General features: G+C 37.8%; 18 protein-coding genes. 1 reads left to right on the top strand and 17 read right to left on the bottom strand.

What is annotated here, in order from left to right:
- Positions 1–172: 172 nt before the first annotated feature.
- From G4Z05_RS03625 to G4Z05_RS03560, 14 genes are all read right to left on the bottom strand, one after another.
- Positions 173–1627 (bottom strand): Msr family ABC-F type ribosomal protection protein, encoded by a 1455-nt coding sequence (locus G4Z05_RS03625; protein ID WP_163250502.1) that lies wholly within the window; start codon positions 1625–1627, stop codon positions 173–175.
- Between the two features lie 353 nt (positions 1628–1980).
- Positions 1981–2025: an erythromycin resistance leader peptide gene (locus G4Z05_RS16690; RefSeq protein ID WP_105980607.1), complete on the bottom strand. Its 45-nt coding sequence runs from the start codon at positions 2023–2025 to the stop codon at positions 1981–1983.
- 180 nt (positions 2026–2205) lie between these two features.
- On the bottom strand, positions 2206–2691 hold the full coding sequence (locus tag G4Z05_RS03615; RefSeq protein WP_163250501.1) for a flavodoxin: 486 nt from the start codon (positions 2689–2691) through the stop codon (positions 2206–2208).
- A gap of 454 nt (positions 2692–3145) precedes the next feature.
- Positions 3146–3853, bottom strand: a complete 708-nt coding sequence (locus G4Z05_RS03610; protein ID WP_163250500.1) for a DNA alkylation repair protein — start codon at positions 3851–3853, stop codon at positions 3146–3148.
- Positions 3854–4091: 238 nt separating this feature from the next.
- A complete protein-coding gene (locus G4Z05_RS03605; RefSeq protein ID WP_163250499.1) occupies positions 4092–5099 on the bottom strand; it encodes a DUF3231 family protein in 1008 nt (335 codons plus the stop codon).
- 398 nt (positions 5100–5497) lie between these two features.
- Positions 5498–6094: a YdeI/OmpD-associated family protein gene (locus G4Z05_RS03600; RefSeq protein ID WP_163250498.1), complete on the bottom strand. Its 597-nt coding sequence runs from the start codon at positions 6092–6094 to the stop codon at positions 5498–5500.
- Positions 6095–6333: 239 nt separating this feature from the next.
- Entirely contained in the window at positions 6334–6909 is a 576-nt protein-coding gene (locus G4Z05_RS03595; RefSeq protein ID WP_205597424.1) for a hypothetical protein, read from the bottom strand.
- 227 nt (positions 6910–7136) lie between these two features.
- Entirely contained in the window at positions 7137–8234 is a 1098-nt protein-coding gene (locus G4Z05_RS03590; protein WP_163250497.1) for a sulfate/molybdate ABC transporter ATP-binding protein, read from the bottom strand.
- 16 nt (positions 8235–8250) lie between these two features.
- Positions 8251–9108 carry a sulfate ABC transporter permease subunit CysW gene (gene cysW, locus G4Z05_RS03585; protein ID WP_163250496.1) on the bottom strand — a complete coding sequence of 286 codons (858 nt, stop codon included), beginning with the start codon at positions 9106–9108 and terminating at the stop codon, positions 8251–8253.
- 15 nt (positions 9109–9123) lie between these two features.
- Positions 9124–9960, bottom strand: coding sequence for a sulfate ABC transporter permease subunit CysT (gene cysT, locus G4Z05_RS03580; protein WP_163250495.1), 837 nt, complete (start codon positions 9958–9960; stop codon positions 9124–9126).
- A 32-nt stretch (positions 9961–9992) separates the two neighbouring features.
- On the bottom strand, positions 9993–11042 hold the full coding sequence (locus G4Z05_RS03575) for a sulfate ABC transporter substrate-binding protein (RefSeq protein ID WP_163250494.1): 1050 nt from the start codon (positions 11040–11042) through the stop codon (positions 9993–9995).
- 157 nt (positions 11043–11199) lie between these two features.
- Positions 11200–11358: a YezD family protein gene (locus G4Z05_RS03570; RefSeq protein WP_163250514.1), complete on the bottom strand. Its 159-nt coding sequence runs from the start codon at positions 11356–11358 to the stop codon at positions 11200–11202.
- Between the two features lie 10 nt (positions 11359–11368).
- A complete protein-coding gene (locus tag G4Z05_RS03565) occupies positions 11369–11824 on the bottom strand; it encodes an RrF2 family transcriptional regulator (protein WP_163250493.1) in 456 nt (151 codons plus the stop codon).
- Positions 11825–12312: 488 nt separating this feature from the next.
- Positions 12313–13020 (bottom strand): MOSC domain-containing protein, encoded by a 708-nt coding sequence (locus tag G4Z05_RS03560; RefSeq protein WP_163250492.1) that lies wholly within the window; start codon positions 13018–13020, stop codon positions 12313–12315.
- Positions 13021–13403: 383 nt separating this feature from the next.
- Here G4Z05_RS03560 and G4Z05_RS03555 point away from each other — a divergent pair, with 383 nt between their 5' ends.
- The gene (locus G4Z05_RS03555) at positions 13404–14309 is read left to right on the top strand and encodes a hypothetical protein (RefSeq protein ID WP_163250491.1); all 906 of its coding nucleotides are present in this window, start codon (positions 13404–13406) and stop codon (positions 14307–14309) included.
- A gap of 424 nt (positions 14310–14733) precedes the next feature.
- Here the strand turns inward: G4Z05_RS03555 and G4Z05_RS03550 are convergent, their stop codons facing one another.
- Genes G4Z05_RS03550 through G4Z05_RS03540 form a run of 3 tightly spaced genes read right to left on the bottom strand, consistent with a single transcriptional unit; the run spans position 14734 to position 17148 of the window.
- The gene (locus tag G4Z05_RS03550; RefSeq protein WP_163250490.1) at positions 14734–15294 is read right to left on the bottom strand and encodes a 5' nucleotidase, NT5C type; all 561 of its coding nucleotides are present in this window, start codon (positions 15292–15294) and stop codon (positions 14734–14736) included.
- Positions 15295–15305: 11 nt separating this feature from the next.
- The gene (gene ribD / locus G4Z05_RS03545; RefSeq protein WP_163250489.1) at positions 15306–16400 is read right to left on the bottom strand and encodes a bifunctional diaminohydroxyphosphoribosylaminopyrimidine deaminase/5-amino-6-(5-phosphoribosylamino)uracil reductase RibD; all 1095 of its coding nucleotides are present in this window, start codon (positions 16398–16400) and stop codon (positions 15306–15308) included.
- Entirely contained in the window at positions 16393–17148 is a 756-nt protein-coding gene (locus G4Z05_RS03540) for a GTP cyclohydrolase II (RefSeq protein WP_038539296.1), read from the bottom strand. The genes ribD and G4Z05_RS03540 overlap by 8 nt, the downstream gene beginning before the upstream one ends.
- Positions 17149–17686 lie beyond the last annotated feature (538 nt).

Raw genomic sequence — 17686 nt, 5'->3', positions numbered from 1 at the left:
GTTCTTTTTTCGTTAATAGTCTCTTCGTCATTCTAGTTCCGCTCCAACATCTTTTTTCTCATTATAAACAAAAGTACCCTACAAGAAGGACTTTTTTCAAAGTGTCCATCTTATAGGGTACATTTTACGGATTCATTCCCGTCAGAGGCTTTTTTTATTTTCTTCTCCCCTATCACCTTTGGATCAATTTTTTGTCAACAATATGAAAGTTTACGTCAGCGACATTTTTTATAAATTGCTTATCGTGGGATACAAATAAGATTGTACCTTCATAGGCAGAGATAAACCGTTCTAATGCTTCAATCGCATGAATATCTAAGAAATTAGTTGGTTCATCTAATAACAAAATGTTGTATTCCCCAAGGAACAACTGACAAAGTTGAAGGCGAATAGCCTCTCCTCCACTTAATGACTTCACACTTTTTACTAAATCCGTACCGACAAACTGCATCGAATGTAAAACACTACGTAGAAATCCTTCATCATATTCTGAACGATTTTTCAAAAATTGTAAAACCGTTTCATCATTCATAAATTGATAACTCATTTGACGAAAATATCCAAACTGAGCTTTTGGTGATATGGTTAATCCATTTCCCTTATGGGCAATATGGTGCAACAAGGTACTTTTCCCGCAACCATTGCTGCCGGTAATAGCAATTTTCTTACCTAAAGGTATTTGGAAACTTACTTCATCCAATAGCACTTGATCCTGAACACGAAGTGTTAGTCTGTTGGCCATAACGGGAAATTTATTATGCAATTCAAGCGCCTTCGATTGACGGAATTGAATGGGCCTTTCTTCTTGTACGGCTTCCACTACCTTAAGCTTTTCCATCCGATGTTCAATAGCTTTTGCAGCACGCTGGACAGCTTTTTGGCTCGTGCCTTTTGATTTTGTCATATACATCTTATTCGGTTTGGCATTCGCTTCTTTTTTAGACATGCTGCCTGCCTGAACAATTTTTTCCGCTTTTTTCATTTTTTCCTGAGCTGCTTTTTCCAGCCGGCTTTTTTCTTTCAAGTATTGTTCGCGAGCTTGGAGCTGTTGTTCACGTTCTAATTGTTTTTGAGCCATGTAATCACTATAATTACCTGAATAAATGTTGATTTTTCCCCCATCTACTTCCCAAATTGTAGTGACAAGTTCATCCAACAAGGCACGGTCATGACTAATGACAATCAATGCTCCATAATAATACCGTAATTCATCCAGTAAAAAAGATATACCCTCTTGATCCAAGTGAGTGGTTGGTTCGTCCAATAATAGCGCTTCGTAATAATGAGTAAACAATTGAGCCAGCTTCAGCCTTGTTTGCTCTCCGCCACTTAACTGAACAGATTGTTGAGGAACATGCAATTTTCCAAGTAAGGACGGATCCGCTTCTTTGATGGAGGGAGCTTCCACTTGCTCAAAATATCCAAAATCAACGAAACGGTTCACTTTCCCTGCTGTTGGCTGCACCATACCCGCAAGTACCTTTATTAAAGTACTTTTCCCTGCACCATTTTTACCAACGATACCAATGCGGTCAAATTGGTGTACTGCCAATCGTTCAATCTTAAAAATTTCTTTATCTAAATAAATCACTTCCACATTTTGTAATTCAAAACAAATTTGTTCCATTTTTGCTACCTCCCGAAATTGTTATGATTTCGTATCGGTAGCGAGACCGATACGAGCCTCAGTTCAAGCTCGTATCAATATCAAAAAAATAATAAAAACTGCATGGACGCTTCCCTCCCGCTTTCACTGTTAAAATAAAAAATCACAGGCTAGCTGCCTGCGATACAGAGTAAAGGGAATACCCCTATCCTATTCGGAAAAGGTGAAGCGAATAAGCTGTCTATAAAAAATAAAAAGGCATACCAATCTGCCTTTCTTCTATTCATGATATTGATAAAAATGAAGACTATTAAAAAAGGACAGACTCCTCCCATTACTCTGCATACACAAGCAGAGCCTTTGACCGTATTCAATTACTGGTTCAAAGTTGGGAAACGTAATCTCATAGAGTGTGTCATTTTTTAATATCCTCCTTACAATCATTAGTATAAATTTATTTTTTTAAAGTCAAAAGCCTATTTATGAACCATAGATTTTGAAATAGAAAAGATATATATGACAAGTTGCCGTTTTAACATGATTGTCTGATTCTTTCATTCTACGGAAATAGGGTAGCAGCCATCTGTAAAGAACACCATTTATAGAAAGTATTGCTTTACCCTTTGGTTCATTTCCTTTTTCAGCAAAACCCACTCATACACGGATTGGGCAAATTGCTGGCATTGGCGAATTTTATCCTCTGTTTGTGGATCTAGTTCTATTTTCAAGCTCTCCGGAAAAACGTTACACCCGCATTGAATCAACTGATGAGAGATCGTATCAACAGCGGCACAAAAATTTGGATAGGCATGATCGCCTGATCCGAAGCATGCCGCATTTTGACCAGTTAAGTGATACTCAAGTAACTCATGATAAAAATCTTCTGCCTCATATGGAAGGTCACCGTCCCCCCATGTATAGGTTCCAATAAAGATACAATCATAGTCTAGAAGGCTTTGTACTTCTACCGTTTCAAGGCTTTCCATATCAGCTTCACACCCTTTTGAAAGAAGGGTATTTTTTAGGATATTGGCCATTTCTTCTGTATTTCCAGACAGGCTCACATACCCAATAAACATTTTCATTCCAACCGCCTCCTAATTGAAAACGATTTTCAACAACCTATTGTTATCATAATAATTGATAATGATTTTCAATGTCAATATTTTTTCCATTTTTGAGTAAACGAGCAGCCAAATGAATCCATACGATTCATCCATTTAATATCAAAATCAGTAAAGCTCAATTATCCTGATTACGTATATGACTCTCTGAAAATTCAATCACTTTAGTCGTGAGAGTTATCTATGCTCCCAAGCCCTTCCTAGTGGGACGCTCTAACTAAGAGCAAGAAAAAGCAATGATCCCATGTGTTTGCTGACTGATTGTTAGTCTTTTATGCTAGACACTTTTTAAAAACAATAAAACCAGGCATTGCCCGGTTTCGATTTTTTTACGCTATTCCTATAAATCCTTTCTCTAAACAATTATAAATGAATAGGGTAATGCTCTTTTTTAAGTTAAATCTCCCTACTCATTCTAACACCTTACATATTTCCGCTTGAAGCCAAGTCTCCCTCTATCTATTTCCTTTTGAATATTTTCAAGTGCATTTAAAACACTACTTTTTTTCTTGTCCTTTTTGATTTCAACTGGACCAACGGCTTTTGCCGTTTCCACAGCCTTCTCATGGAGAGGAAGGTATGAAATCGCGACAGTGTAAATAAAAAGATTCATCGCCACTTTCGTTCGCTCGGGAGCATCATGAATCGTTTTTTCCACTTGGTCAAGCATACGAGCAATTTTGCTTTCACTAAACTCACTGTCCTTGCGGCTACCTAACAGCCAACAATAACAGCTCCAACCTGCCGACATTCTGAGTTCATCCCCACTTGCAATCCATTTATCCGCCACTTTTTGCGCCATATTTGTTTCTGACAAAGTGACAGCCACCACATAATCGGACAGCATATAGAAATAGGCTCCATCCATCCAGCGTTCAAAATCGGCTTCAGTCATAATCATTGGGTCCGCTATGATCCCTGCAAAATACATGGCATCATAATTTCCAGTGGCGTAAAGTTTCTCGGCCAATGGCTGATTTTTTTTAATCTTTTTTGCAAGCGGCTTCATGGCACCTGTAGCTACTCCAAAAAGCGGCTCGTGTGCCCCATTGTTTATGTACCTCTTTTTCAAACTTTCTTTACCGAGTGCTTCAAGTTCTTGCATCACCGTTTCGAAATCCATCCTTAGCCCTTCCTCCCTTTATAAATAGACATCCTTCCTTGTCATTTCCATTCATCTTCTTAATGTATAGGTGCCATTACCTATTCATTTGTCTCTCTCTATTCTACCATTTTTACCCTATAAGAAAAATTCCTTAATGACAGAGTGTTCCTTTTAGTTTTTTAAAAAAAAGGCTACAACTTGCTCAAAAAAAGGAAGTGATTGTTTCACTCCCATTGTGTTTGTTCCTGTTTTATTCTTACTGCCTTGCTAATTCATTCCGATCAGCAGCCATAGGAGGCTGTTCCATCCATCCATTTTTAATCATGATTTTCGCTCCATCCTCCGCATACTTTGCCACTTCAGCTGATAACTTTACATAGTGCACTCCTAAATCTCTTCTAGGACTCATGGCGATACTTGTACCATAAAAACCTATACTAAGAGCATTAAGGGTAGTTGTAAAATACATCATTAATTTATCCGAAAAGGTATAAGTTGTTGATTCAGTCACTTCAGAAGTCCAGTCCATAGAAAAAGGAAGATCCTCTTTTCTAAGGATGGATGAAAAAATTTCACAATGCTTCTTCGCAATTTCTTTTCCCCTTAGGAAGTATTCGGTTACTTCTTTTGACTGAGCTACTTGACTAAATCCTATTAATGTTGCCATTCCAAAAGCATTTTTTTGGAGATTAGAAAAAAGATTTGTAATTTCTGATCCACATAATGGTCTTCTTTCACCTAAAAAACCTTTCAAAAAGTTGTCCTTTTTGACAAAATCAATGCCGTCTGGGGTGGGTAAATAGGGATGCCGAATATAAAGACCTTTGGATAATAAAAGCTCTTTTACCTCTCTAATAAAATGGTTTAATTGAGTGATACATTCACTAAAAAAACTGTATACATCTGCCCTCGCAGATAAGCTCAGACTCATACAATGACCTTGCAGTGCAATTTTGGCCGCTTCATGGAGGTAATTTAATATATAAGCGTCTGAAAATAATTTGGGGGCATTGACATCCACATCCTCATCCAGTTTAAATCCATATGGAATCGGATACTTCTCTCTATTGAAAATTTCAGTGAGCGCACTAAGATTCCCGTGAATAAGTTTATTCGCATGTTCTAATAGGGATTTGACCTCTGGATCCTCCACAGTGGATAAAAAATATTTCGCTTTACATAAAATTGCACAATCATTGACATAAGATGTCCAAAGAGATGTAATCTCTGCTGACGTAAGCCTCGCCTGACTAACCTTCTCCATTTCATTAACCTCCACTCAAAAAATGAAGTATTCCATAATTTCAATATTCCCCAAACAAGTGAATTCATGTAAAAAAATACAAATCAGATAAGTGGAAACGCCCTGGTCAGCGGCGTATGGCTTCCTCCCAAAAGCTACCGCTTTCGGTCGTGCGATGTGGATGCTTCCGAAGCCTTCCTTGTGGAGCTCTCCAACTGAGATATAAGAAACACGATGAGCCCCGAAAGGCGAGTCGATGTTTACTTATCGTAGGTCAAAATGAAAAAGTAGAGGGAAGAAAGATGGAGTCTAACAAATAGGAGATTGATCCTTTTCTACATATAAAAAATGGGCATTCCAGAAGTCCGTTCCCCGACCTATTGCTGGAATAGCCCATCCAAATACTTTTTTCATCTTTTTTATATATCTTTTAACCCCTTCCCATTAAGAATCTTCTCCATACATTTTTGAATCCTTGACTCCCGCGTTTTGGATTGTTTGGCTTGTGAAAAATAAAGGATATACTGTCTTTGCCGTCCTGGTGTCAATGCTTCAAATGCTGATTTTAAGGCGGAGTTTTCATCGAATTTATTTAGAAGTTCTTTAGGCATGTCATATTCATCCGTTCTTTTTAACTTCACTTCCAAACCGGATTTTTCGACTTCAATCGCTTCATGAATATAGTTTTTCACGGTCGTTTCCATTTCAGCTATTTCTTGGATACTAGTAAACCGAATTTGGCGCTGTGCCTGACTATTCTCCCCAGGTTGGATTAGAATCCTATCGGCATCTTTTAACAAAGCACCTTTAAAAAACATCAATGCACAATATTCTTTAAATCCCTGAATGATAACGATATTCTTTTTCTCAAACGTGTAGCAAGGAAGCCTCCACTTTAATTCTTCCGTCAATTCACAGTCAAGGGCCATTTCTCTTAACTTCTCAAACTCTTCCTTCCACTTTTTCGTATTCTTTAAACATTCATCGACCTTAGGATTTTTTCTGCTATTTGTCATAAAGGAACACTCCTCGTCTCATGGTAAAAAATGTGATGGAAAATCTATTTTGTTTATTCTTTACCTTCAATGAAATCCCTTCAAACCTTCACGATGTTTTTTCATTATTCCCTTTTTCGCACCTAACCATTGATTACCGTATTACGTTCTTGGATTTTTTTCATATAGGGGTGTTTGGTAATTTACAAAAAAAGCAAGGAGCATTCAGTAGGAGAATGATGGAGGGAAGTTTGTATGATTTACCCGACAGAACTAAATACATTCAATGACGATGGCTGTCCCTTTGGAATTTTTCGATGAGCTAGAGGATAATCACTTAGTGGTCCTTCATAAACGAGTTGGAGATGAGGACAGTTTGTAAAATCATTGGGAGTGACAAGCATGTCCGGTTTGTCTGCAATGATAACATCTCCACTCTGAAAAACAGCAGATACAAATTGCGAGCAGAAATAAGCCTTTTCCCGCTTGATTGGTTGATTAAACAACACCCCGAATAAACCGATAAAATTATATCGGTAGCTGTGTCGCTCCTTCTCTATAGCTTGCACAAACTTTTTCATTCTTTGAAATTGCTCCTCCGTGACTAAACACCTATATACCGCACCAATCGCATTTTCAAACAAATCTTGGTTAATCTGTTCCCTTATAAACCCTCCTAAAAATGGGTTATTGGGTTTCTTCCGTCCAAAACTATATATTTCTCTTAATTGTGGATCAAATGAAATAGATACATGATTCAAGGATTGTTTTGTAAATAAGCCGATAGTCTTCGATAACGTCGTCTTTGTATCTGTAAGCAAAACATACACTTCCATTTTGATTCCTCCTCAACACTGCTCCCCTTTTCATTGCATCAATTTCATTCTATAGAACAGCGATGAGAAGGATAATAGTCCTCCGATTGATATTAAGATAAGACCTAAGACTGATCACGCAGAAAAGGTTAATAGATAAAAGGAAAGAGAATAAGGAGGAATGGGTGTGATTCCTCAAGAGAAATATTCACTCTCCTCCCCCATAGAAAAAGAGGCTTTTTCAGCCTCTATGACATGTAGGAAGAAATCGCTGAAACAACCTCTCCCTGTACGTTTTTCTCTGTTTGAATGGAGTTCGTTTTCCTATCAAACAGTACGATGTTTTTAAACTCGGCATATAAGATTTCTCCTTTATGAAAGGGACCCTGCTTCTTGTAATGATCGCTCGTCATTTCGACCTCAAATAATTCATCCGTATCCAGCCTTTTCAGTTCAAATCGGACCGTTGAACCGGCCTTATTAATATGGATCACTACTGCTGGTATGCTGTTTTCATTAGATTGCTGGTGCAAAACAATTTCATGCGGCCTAATATATCCAACCGCTTCTTCCGTCCCCTTTACATGCGGAAAATTCGTTACCAAAGATTCTCCCTTGAATTCATTCACTTTGCCTAAAAAGCTATAAACAAATGCATTGGCTGGTTTTTCATATACTTCTTCTGGTGAGCCAATTTGTTCAATTTTTCCATGGTTCATAATCACAACCGTATCCGCCATTTCTAACGCTTCCTCTTGGTCGTGCGTAACAAAAATGGTCGTAATGTTAAGCTTTTGATGGATTTCTCTTAACCAGCGGCGGAGCTCTTGACGTACTTTAGCATCCAATGCTCCAAATGGTTCGTCTAAAAGGAGTACCTCCGGCTCAACAGCAAGAGCCCTTGCTAAGGCAATCCTTTGCCTTTGTCCTCCGGAAAGCTGAGCCGGATAGCGATCTGCTAAATGTTCCAACTGAACGAACTTTAACAATTCCATTACTTTTTCCTTTATTTCCTTCTTCGTTGGACGTATTTTTCGAGGCTTTACCTTTAACCCAAAGGCGACATTTTCAAAAATCGTCATATGTTTAAACAGGGCATAATGCTGAAAAACAAAACCAACTTTCCGTTCTTTTACAGTTTTAGCCGTATAATCAATCCCATTAAAAAATATTTTTCCGGCATCCAAGTTTTCCAGCCCAGCAATCAGCCTCAGAAGAGTTGTTTTACCTGAACCAGATGGCCCTAATAACGCGACAAAATCTCCTTTTTGTATTTGTAAATTAATATCTTGAATGGCTGTATAGGTGCCGAATGCTTTTGTTACATTACGAATCTTGATCCCCATCTTCAGTCTCCTCCTCTTATCCGTTTTTCCTTGTTTTCCATTCAACAAGGCTTTTTAACACTAAAGTCACTAGCGCCAGCAGAGCCAATAAGGAGGCAACCGCAAAGGCAGCAGAAAAATGATACTCGTTATATAAAATTTCCACATGCAGTGGGACGGTATTGGTTAATCCTCTAATATGTCCTGATACAACGGATACAGCGCCAAACTCTCCCATCGCACGGGCATTACATAAAATAAGGCCATACAACAATCCCCATTTCATATTGGGAAGTGTAACTCGGAAAAACATTTGCCATCCACTAGCACCAAGGGTAATGGCAGCCTCTTCCTCTTCGCTTCCTTGTTCTTGCATCATCGGTATTAATTCACGGACAACAAATGGAAAAGTAACAAAAATGGTTGCAAGTACGATTCCAGGTATACTAAAAATGATTTTTATATTGTTTGTTTCAAGGAAGGGACCAAATACTCCTTGAGAGCCGAACAATAAGACAAACACAAGGCCAGCAATGACAGGGGAGACGGCAAAAGGAATATCGATGAGGGTAATCAAGATATTTTTTCCTTTAAACTCGAATTTCGCAATGGCCCATGCAGCAATGACACCAAAAATGGCATTAAGCGGAACCACAATGGCAGCTGTCATCAGTGTTAACTTTATCGCTGCAAGGGCATCCACATCCTTCAGGGCAGCGAAGTATAACTCGATTCCCTTTTTCAGGGCTTCTGTAAAAACAACGAGCAACGGTATGAGGATAAAAACCCCTAAGAACCCTAAGGCAGTTCCAATTAACAACCATTTTCTGATCGGAGCCAACGGGATGCGGCCAGCTCCTACACGTTTTACATTGAGTGGTTCTTTAGCTATCATGTTATCCAAACTCCTCTAGGACACTTGATGTTTTCTAGCCGTTCTCCACTGCCAAAAATTAATCAAAAATAAGAGAAGGAAGGAGATAACCAACATGACAGCAGCAATAACGGCAGCACCGCTATAGTCATATTGCTCCAGCTTGGTTATAATCAGCAGGGGAACTATTTCCGTTTTCATCGGCATATTGCCGGCAATGAATACTACCGAACCATATTCCCCCAAGGCTCTGGCAAATGCTAGTGCAAAGCCAGTCAACACGGAGGGAATAATGGAAGGAAGAATAATCTTGAAAAAGATTTGGGAAGAACTAGCCCCTAGAGTGGCGGCCGCTTCCTCATACTGTCGATCCAAATCTTGCAAAACAGGTTGAACTGAACGAACCACAAAAGGGAACCCGATAAAAGTTAAAGCAATCATGATCCCTATTTGGGTATAAGCAATCTTAATCCCAAATTCCTCAAAATATTGACCAATCCATCCATTGGGTGCATATATCGCGGTAAGCGCGATTCCAGCAACAGCCGTTGGTAGGGCAAATGGCAGATCAACAAGGGCATCAACGAAACGCTTGCCATAAAAATGATATCTCACTAGAACCCAAGCAATAAGTGTTCCAAATATTGCGTTCACCACCGCCGCAAGAAAGGAAGTATAAAAAGTCAATTTATAGGAATCCATCACTCTTTTATCGGTCACGATCTCCCAAAATTCCGAAAAACTTATCGTACTTGCTTTGACAAAAAGTACAGCAATCGGAATCAAGACAATGAAACTTAGATAAATAAGGGTATACCCCATGGAGAGGCCAAATCCGGGTAACACCCTTCGTCGTTTTGACTGAATAACCATGTGTACGTCTCTCCATTCTTCCAAACCTTTCCTTATGGTTGATAAATTTGATCAAAAATTCCTCCATCGTCAAAATGCGTTTTTTGTGCCTTTTTCCAGCCGCCAAATACCTCATCAATCGTAAATAGTTTAATCTCAGGGAATTGACTGGCATACATTTCAGCTACTTTTGGATCACGTGGACGATAATAATTTTTTGCGGCAATTTCTTGGCCATCTTTTGAATACAAATACTCAAGGTAAGCATTGGCCACTTTTTCCGTTCCGTGCTTTTTGGCCATTTTATCCACAACGGCTACCGGAGGCTCTGCCAAAATACTGACGGATGGGTTCACGATTTCAAACTGGTCTTTTCCCAGTTCATTGATAGCAAGGTAAGCTTCATTTTCCCATGCAATCAACACATCTCCGATTCCTCGTTCAACAAATGTGGTAGTCGAACCCCTGGCTCCAGAATCTAGTACAGGTACGTTTTTAAAGAGCTTCTCAACAAATTCTTTTGCTTTTTGTTCATCTCCATTATTTTTCTCTAAAGCATACCCCCAGGCTGCTAAGTAATTCCATCTTGCTCCTCCAGATGTTTTCGGATTAGGTGTAATTACGGAAACACCTTTTTTGATAAGATCATCCCAATCTTTAATTCCCTTTGGATTGCCTTTTCGGACTAAGAAGACAATCGTTGAAGTATATGGGGAACTATTGTCTGCCAGTCTCTCTTGCCAATCCTTCGAAAGTTTTCCCGCTTCCGCAATGGCATCAATATCATAGGCGAGTGCCAGTGTTACAATGTCTGCCTCGAGTCCATCAATGACGGAACGGGACTGCTTTCCTGATCCACCATGAGACTGGTTGATGGTTACTTTTTGTCCAGTTTCTTTCTCCCAGTAGGAGGCAAAGCTTTTGTTAAATTCCTCGTATAATTCGCGTGTTGGGTCATACGAGACATTTAATAACTCGATTGTTTTTTTGGTAGATTTTTTATCTTCTGTTCCATTTGCTTGATTGTTGGTTTGGTTTGAGCATCCTGCTGCACCTAGCATTAACAGGGTTGAAAATAGTGTAATCCAGATTTTTTTCAACATATGGTACTCCCCCTATTGACTGTTATGATCACTTTTTGTATTACCCTTTTATTGATATAAACAGGCTTTTTTGCAATAAAAAAAGCCCATTAGTTTTACTTGTACATCGTCATATACAAGGAACTAAAGGGCCTTCGGTTGTCCGATCGGCATCTATTCATCTTTTTTTCTGTTGATTGGTGAGTTGGCTACTTTTCTTTTGTAATGGCAGCCGATGTTTTTCTAATCGATCAATCTGAGTGATTTGTGAATCATGGACAGTTATTTGGACGGTTCCAAATTCTAATCCTTCCAATAGGCTAGCAATCTTATCCATTACTTGTTGATCAAGATGTCCTCTTAACGACAACAAAATCCTCTCCTTTTTGCAGTAAAATTCGGTTTTCCAACAAATCTTCCAGTGTCGTTCGCTCTAGAACGTAAGCAATGGTATCTCTGATTAATGACCATAATGGCTTTAATTGACATCCCTCCTCTAAAGGACATGGTTCATATTTGGTAATAGATGCACAGGCCATCGGAGACAAAGGCCCTTCTAAATCCCGGATAACTTCACCCAAATGAATTTCAGCAGCTTTCTTGTGCAACATATAGCCACCTTTTACACCTCTCTTACTTGTTACATACCCCATCTTTTTTAATTGGAGAAGGATTTGCTCCAGGTAATGTATGCTTACAAGGGTTTTATCTGAAATTTCCTGTATGCTCAAAACACTTCCTTGAGAATTTCCTAATAAAATTAAAGCTCTTAATGCGTATTCCCCTTTACTTGATACCTTCATTTCTCCTCCTCCTAATGTTGAGTAATCCAGTCAACATTCATGGCTAAAAATAAATCCCTCTGTTTCTGGGAAACTACCTAATTTAGTTTTGTATAAATATATGCAGTAACCAATTCATGGTCACGTATCCATAGGTACATCTTTATTTCATAGCCCAATTTAATAAAAAGGCTTATACCTAATTCCGATTAACTCTATAGGATTACTTTTTAAGAAATCTTAATATGGTCATTAAAAAAAATCAATAACTTTCTGAAAAGATCCTATAAAATTATTATTTGGCAGTGTGTAAAGGGCTGGATGATCGAACGCCCAAATCCAGTCCTTTTTTCCGCCAAATAACAAGAATAATAGCTTCTGACCTTTATTTCATAAAATATAATTCATAAAAGAGGGCTATATGTGAATGTCCTTACATCAACGACAATTGCTGACTCTCTGGATGTACCCTTCATGGTTTTGTACCTTACAAGGCTTGTCTTTTTAGTTTATAAATTGGGACCATATACCCTATTCGTAATATCCGGATGTATCCTTTTTTCAACCCGTGTCACTAATGTTTCCCGCATTCCGGGTGCAAGAAATTCGCAATGGGCTAATTTGCGCATCTCTTCAAAGTCCGGATTTTTCGCATGAAGGATTTGATTGCATTTTTGAATGGTCCACTGTGGACAAGGTCGTTCTACCAATTTAAAAGTTTGCTCCTCTTTTACCTGTCCTTCTTCAAGTACACGGAAATACCAGCCGGTTCTCCCCGTATTTTGTATAAGCAGGGCAAAAGTTTTGATTTTAAAACGACGGGCTGGCTTCCAGCATGGCTGACGCGGCTGGGAAACTTGAACAACGGCTTCACCAATCTGAAAGGTATCACCAATCGAAATCATGTCTTCCGTTACATTTTCCATAAGGAAATTCTCTCCCATACCACCGGGTCCAATCTCTAGTTTTCCAAGTTCCTTTTGCCAATAAGTATAATTTTCGACTGAATAAGCAAATACCGCTTTTTCAGGACCTCCATGATGCTGCAAATCAAATTGCCCATCCCCAGCTAGGCCCGTTTTTCCGACCCAAACTGGTCCTTTAACCGGCTCTTTAAAAATGGCACTCGTCCATTCTCGATCCATTGGATGGACCGCATCTTTTGTTCCAACCGTTTTTGGTTGCCCGACAAAAACTTTTTTTAAAAGAAAATCCATGTTACCCACTCCTACCGATCGTTGATCTGTATTTTTAATTACCCCTTCTGTCCATTCGACTTGAACGCGTTTGATTCCTGCTTCGAGAAGTAAGACCTCGGACTTAGGGAGAATTACAACTCTAGCACATTATGAAACCATAGATTTCCAAAATGTTTTATCACAGTTGTAACATCACAAATAAACACATTGTGAAGTGAGATTATATTTAAAAAAATTCGAATAATAACCCTTGAAGGAAATAAATATTAATTATTTTTTTGTTTTTGATCTGCGTTCCGAGTAGCCTTATGTATAAAAAATCAAATTTAAATTTATATTTATTGAATATATCGAAAAAAAGAGATTAAATGTATAAGGAAATAAAAAAACGAGGAGGAAATATGTGGGAGAAAATTGAAATTTATTTTTTTGACATAATGGGGTTGCTAATTCCAGGAATCGTATTCGTTACAGGGATTATCTTTACTTCGTTATTTCTAATTTCTGGTCAAGCTCTAAGTGATATACTCGATGTATTAAATAAAATTGCTTTTTTTAAGATATATTTAAAAATGGAAGAAGTGCTAAAAAAACATATTTGGCTATTTGTTGTCTTTGTCATTTTCAATTCTTATCTAATTGGCCATGTTATTAAAATTATGTCAAAGGTATTTTATTGGTTTTTCAGCATTATTTTTGACCAATTTTTTAATAAAATATTTTCATTTATTATTTCATGGTTATGGAAAAATATTAGAGCTTTGATCAGTTTTCTAAAAATTGGGGACCTTTTTAAAGATATTAACCCTGATTTTAAAAAATTCGTAATGGATTTTATTAAATCGTTTTATAAATTTTTCCATCATAATTTAAAAGTTATATTTGTTTTCGGAACAGAATGGTATGAAAAAGATAATAAACCTTTGCTTGAGGAATCATTACGAATTATTAATGAAAGATATGATACGAATTTCCCGACCAAATGGTATTCCATTTATAAGCTTTCAAAAATAATCATATATCATGAAAACTTAAAAAATATGAATGATACATTTTTAGCAAAATATAATTTTTATCGATCATTATCATTTATTTGTTTTTTACAATTTACATTATTAATAATTTTATCTTTCAATAAGGAATTACTAAATGATTATTCTGATATAATAATCAACATTTTAATGATTGTTAACCTAATTTTCTGGTACACCTTTCATGAAAAATATAAGCGATACTTCAAATTGTGTGGTAATGAAACCCTTGTAAGTATTTATTACCATTTAAAGACTACTGAAAGAAAGGGATAAAATGAAATCGCCAAATAGAAATTATGGCATCCCCATCATATGTAAAAGGTGAATGAGAACGGTTATGAAAACCGTTCTCTTCAATTTATAAAGCTTACTTAGTTTGTAATAAGCGGATTACTTTTTAATAATCAATATCTTTTTAAGAATTTAAATACCTTGATTATTTTGATTGTATTAGTAGTTAAGTTCTTTAGGGCTAATTTTAATCCATAACCATATTTATTGTTTTATTTCTTGAATTGAAGCAGTCCTTCCTTTTAAATTTTTTAGATTAGGTAGCTTTTCTTTAATAAATTAAGGACTTTATCACTCCTTTAAAGAACATTTTGTATCTTCGTCCCTCCATTTTTGGTGTTTGATTCCACTTTGCCACTGTCCCCTTTCCATAAAAAAAGAGCCGGGCTCCAATCGCCCAAGCTCCCTATTTGATTATATTTTTAAATTCCTTCCAATGTACCATTCGCGGTAAGTCGATATGCCGGTTATAAGATTGATCTTTAATAATGACTTTCACAGATTCGTTGAGAAGTGTATTTAGCACATCTGGTTTATCATCAAAGTAATAATCTAGATTTAATTGTTTGATGATTTCTACCTTTTCGTGGTCTTTCATCCCATAGAAAAATCTTTCATCCACGACAGGAAAACCGGTTTGTTTCATCCATTCTTTCGTTCTCTCTCCGTGTTCGGCTGGCCTCGAAGTAATATAGAAAATTTCATGCCCCTGTTTGTCTAATTGTTGCAGTGTTTCAAGGGCATCGGGAAAAGGAGGACATGAAGTGTAATAGATCTCCTCTAATGAACGATTCCACATGTGTTTCCCTTCTTCATCTGAAAGCCCAAAAGGTTCGTGGATTTCCACACGGTTTAGTGATTGAAAAACCTCAATCGGAACGTTTTGATTTAGTTTTTTATTGTATAGATGAAAAGCATGTTCCCGCAAATTTATTAATGTATCATCAATATCAAAACCAAATTTCATTGAACATTCCCTCATTTATGATATATCGGGTAGCCGACAAATTTGAAATCTCGGCCGATTTTCTCAAAGGAACCGTCGGCAAGCTCAACCGCATCCCGCATCATCTCAACCCCAGCTCCTTCCAGGAACGTCGGGGCATGTTGGCCGCCCACTAACTTTGGTGCAAAATATAAGACTACTTTATCAATTAATTGATTCTCCAGGAAAGAAGCATTAACGGCTCCTCCACCTTCAATTAATAAAGAAGAAATCAAATGTTCCCCTAAAATTTTGACAACATCATTTGGGTCCACCTGTTTCATCCCATTCGTATGAAAAACTTTAATCCCTAATGATTCCAGCGTTTTCTTCTTGTCTTCATCATAATTTTTGCTTGTAAAAATCCATGTCTCTGCTAAGTTATCCGTAACTACCTTTGATTCTAATGGAATTTTTAACGTGGAATCTAAGATCACACGGATAGGGTTTCGACCATTCGGGATACGCGCTGTTAATTCCGGATTATCCTTTATAACCGTGTTCACCCCAACAAGAATCGCCATATGTTCATTTCGTAGGTGGTGTACATCTAATCTCGCTTCTTCTGACGTAATCCACTTGCTGTCAGAGGTGTGGGTAGCGATTTTTCCATCCAAAGTAATTCCAGCCTTTAAAGTAACAAAAGGCTTTTTCTGAACGATGAACTTATTAAACACCTCGTTCATTTTTCGGGATTCCTCTTCTCTAACCCCAATTACTACTTCGATTCCTGCATCCTTAAGGATTTTCACCCCATTGCCAGCGACAATCGGATTGGGATCCAGTGTTGCAATGACAACCTTTTTGATCCCCGCTTCCACTAGTGCCACCGCACATGGGCCAGTCCTACCATGATGAGAACATGGCTCGAGAGTCACATAAATCGTACCACCTCTTGCTTTGTCACCAGCCATCCTTAAGGCATGAATTTCCGCATGAGGTTCGCCTGCTTTTAAGTGAGCCCCCACACCAACGATTCGATTATGATTCACAATGACAGCGCCTACTAATGGATTGGGATCGGTTTGTCCCTTCATCGCCTGGGCATTTTGTAACGCTAGATCCATATAAAATTCATGATTATTCATTTGGGCAGAACCCCTCATCCTTAATATGGCCAGAGCGCTCAATCTTTGTTTGCAAATATTTTTCGTTATATTCGGAAACATCCCCCCAAAGCGGTTTTCTTCCTGAAACTGGCAAACCTGCATCTTTTAAAGCAGCTAATTTTTTCGGGTTGTTTGTCACAAGGCAAACTGGTTTTGACCGTAATGCTTTTAAGACTTGAATCGCATCATTATAGTTTCTGGCATCATCAACAAAACCAAGAGCATGGTTGGCTTCAACGGTATCATAATTATTTTCCTGTAAAATGTAAGCCATCGCTTTACTGAATAAGCCAATACCGCGGCCTTCGTGATTGGCTAAGTAGAATAAAGCTCCCGTTCCATGCTCAACAATCATTTTCATAGACTGTTTCAGTTGATAGCCACAATCACATCGCTTACTACCAAAAATGTCACCTGTGTGGCAAATCGAATGCATTCGGATAATGGCATCATCAGCAAATGCAAAATCCCCATACACCAAAACACTGGATTGTTGCATTTCAGCCAAATTAATGGATGAGAGTTTATCAATAATTTTTTCAAAATTCTCCGTTACTTCGCTACAATTTAACCAGCAGTACCACTGGAATACGACCGTCTCACCATATAAATTGACTGGGAGACGAATAGGACCGACTAAGTAAATTGCGCCTTCCTCTGTTTTAATTAATTGGATTTTATCTTCAAGAACCGATAACACTTTAGGGTCAAACTTTGTTTGTGTCATCAAAATTCCCCCTTTTTAGGTAGTATGTAATATTTGTAGGTTATTCATCTCGTTTGAAAAAATATTTTAGGGAACTGATGAACCTATAGTAACAAAATTATCACCATGAACCAATTATTTTGAAATATGAGACCACGGAAATGGGTGAAAGGCTTTAATAAATCTTAAATTTAGGTATTACATTCGAATGTTAAACTGATTAGTAAGGAATATTTTTTACATTTAAAGGGGAGAGATTTGAAAGGGGATTTCTCCCTGTGAGGGAAAAATAGAAAAGTCATTACTCATGTTGTTGATTAAAGCCGTAGAAGGCTCGAAGCCCCTTCGACGAAATATGTAAAGAATTCCACATCGAAGAATAAGGAAGACCTACCGTCTTATTAAGTAATAAACGTATTGGTAGCCTTTCCACTCATCCAGGAACGCCGCTAGTTGACCATATTAAAAATGCAACGAACTTTCTTATTAATGAATAAGGCTGTGTTAACCTAGCGATGGATTTGCTCTCTTTGTGATTCGCTTTCCGTACGCGAACGGA

This window comes from Neobacillus thermocopriae, assembly GCF_010975035.1.
Lineage (GTDB): Bacteria > Bacillota > Bacilli > Bacillales > Cytobacillaceae > Neobacillus > Neobacillus thermocopriae.
This window is presented reverse-complemented; position numbering and strand designations above follow the sequence as displayed.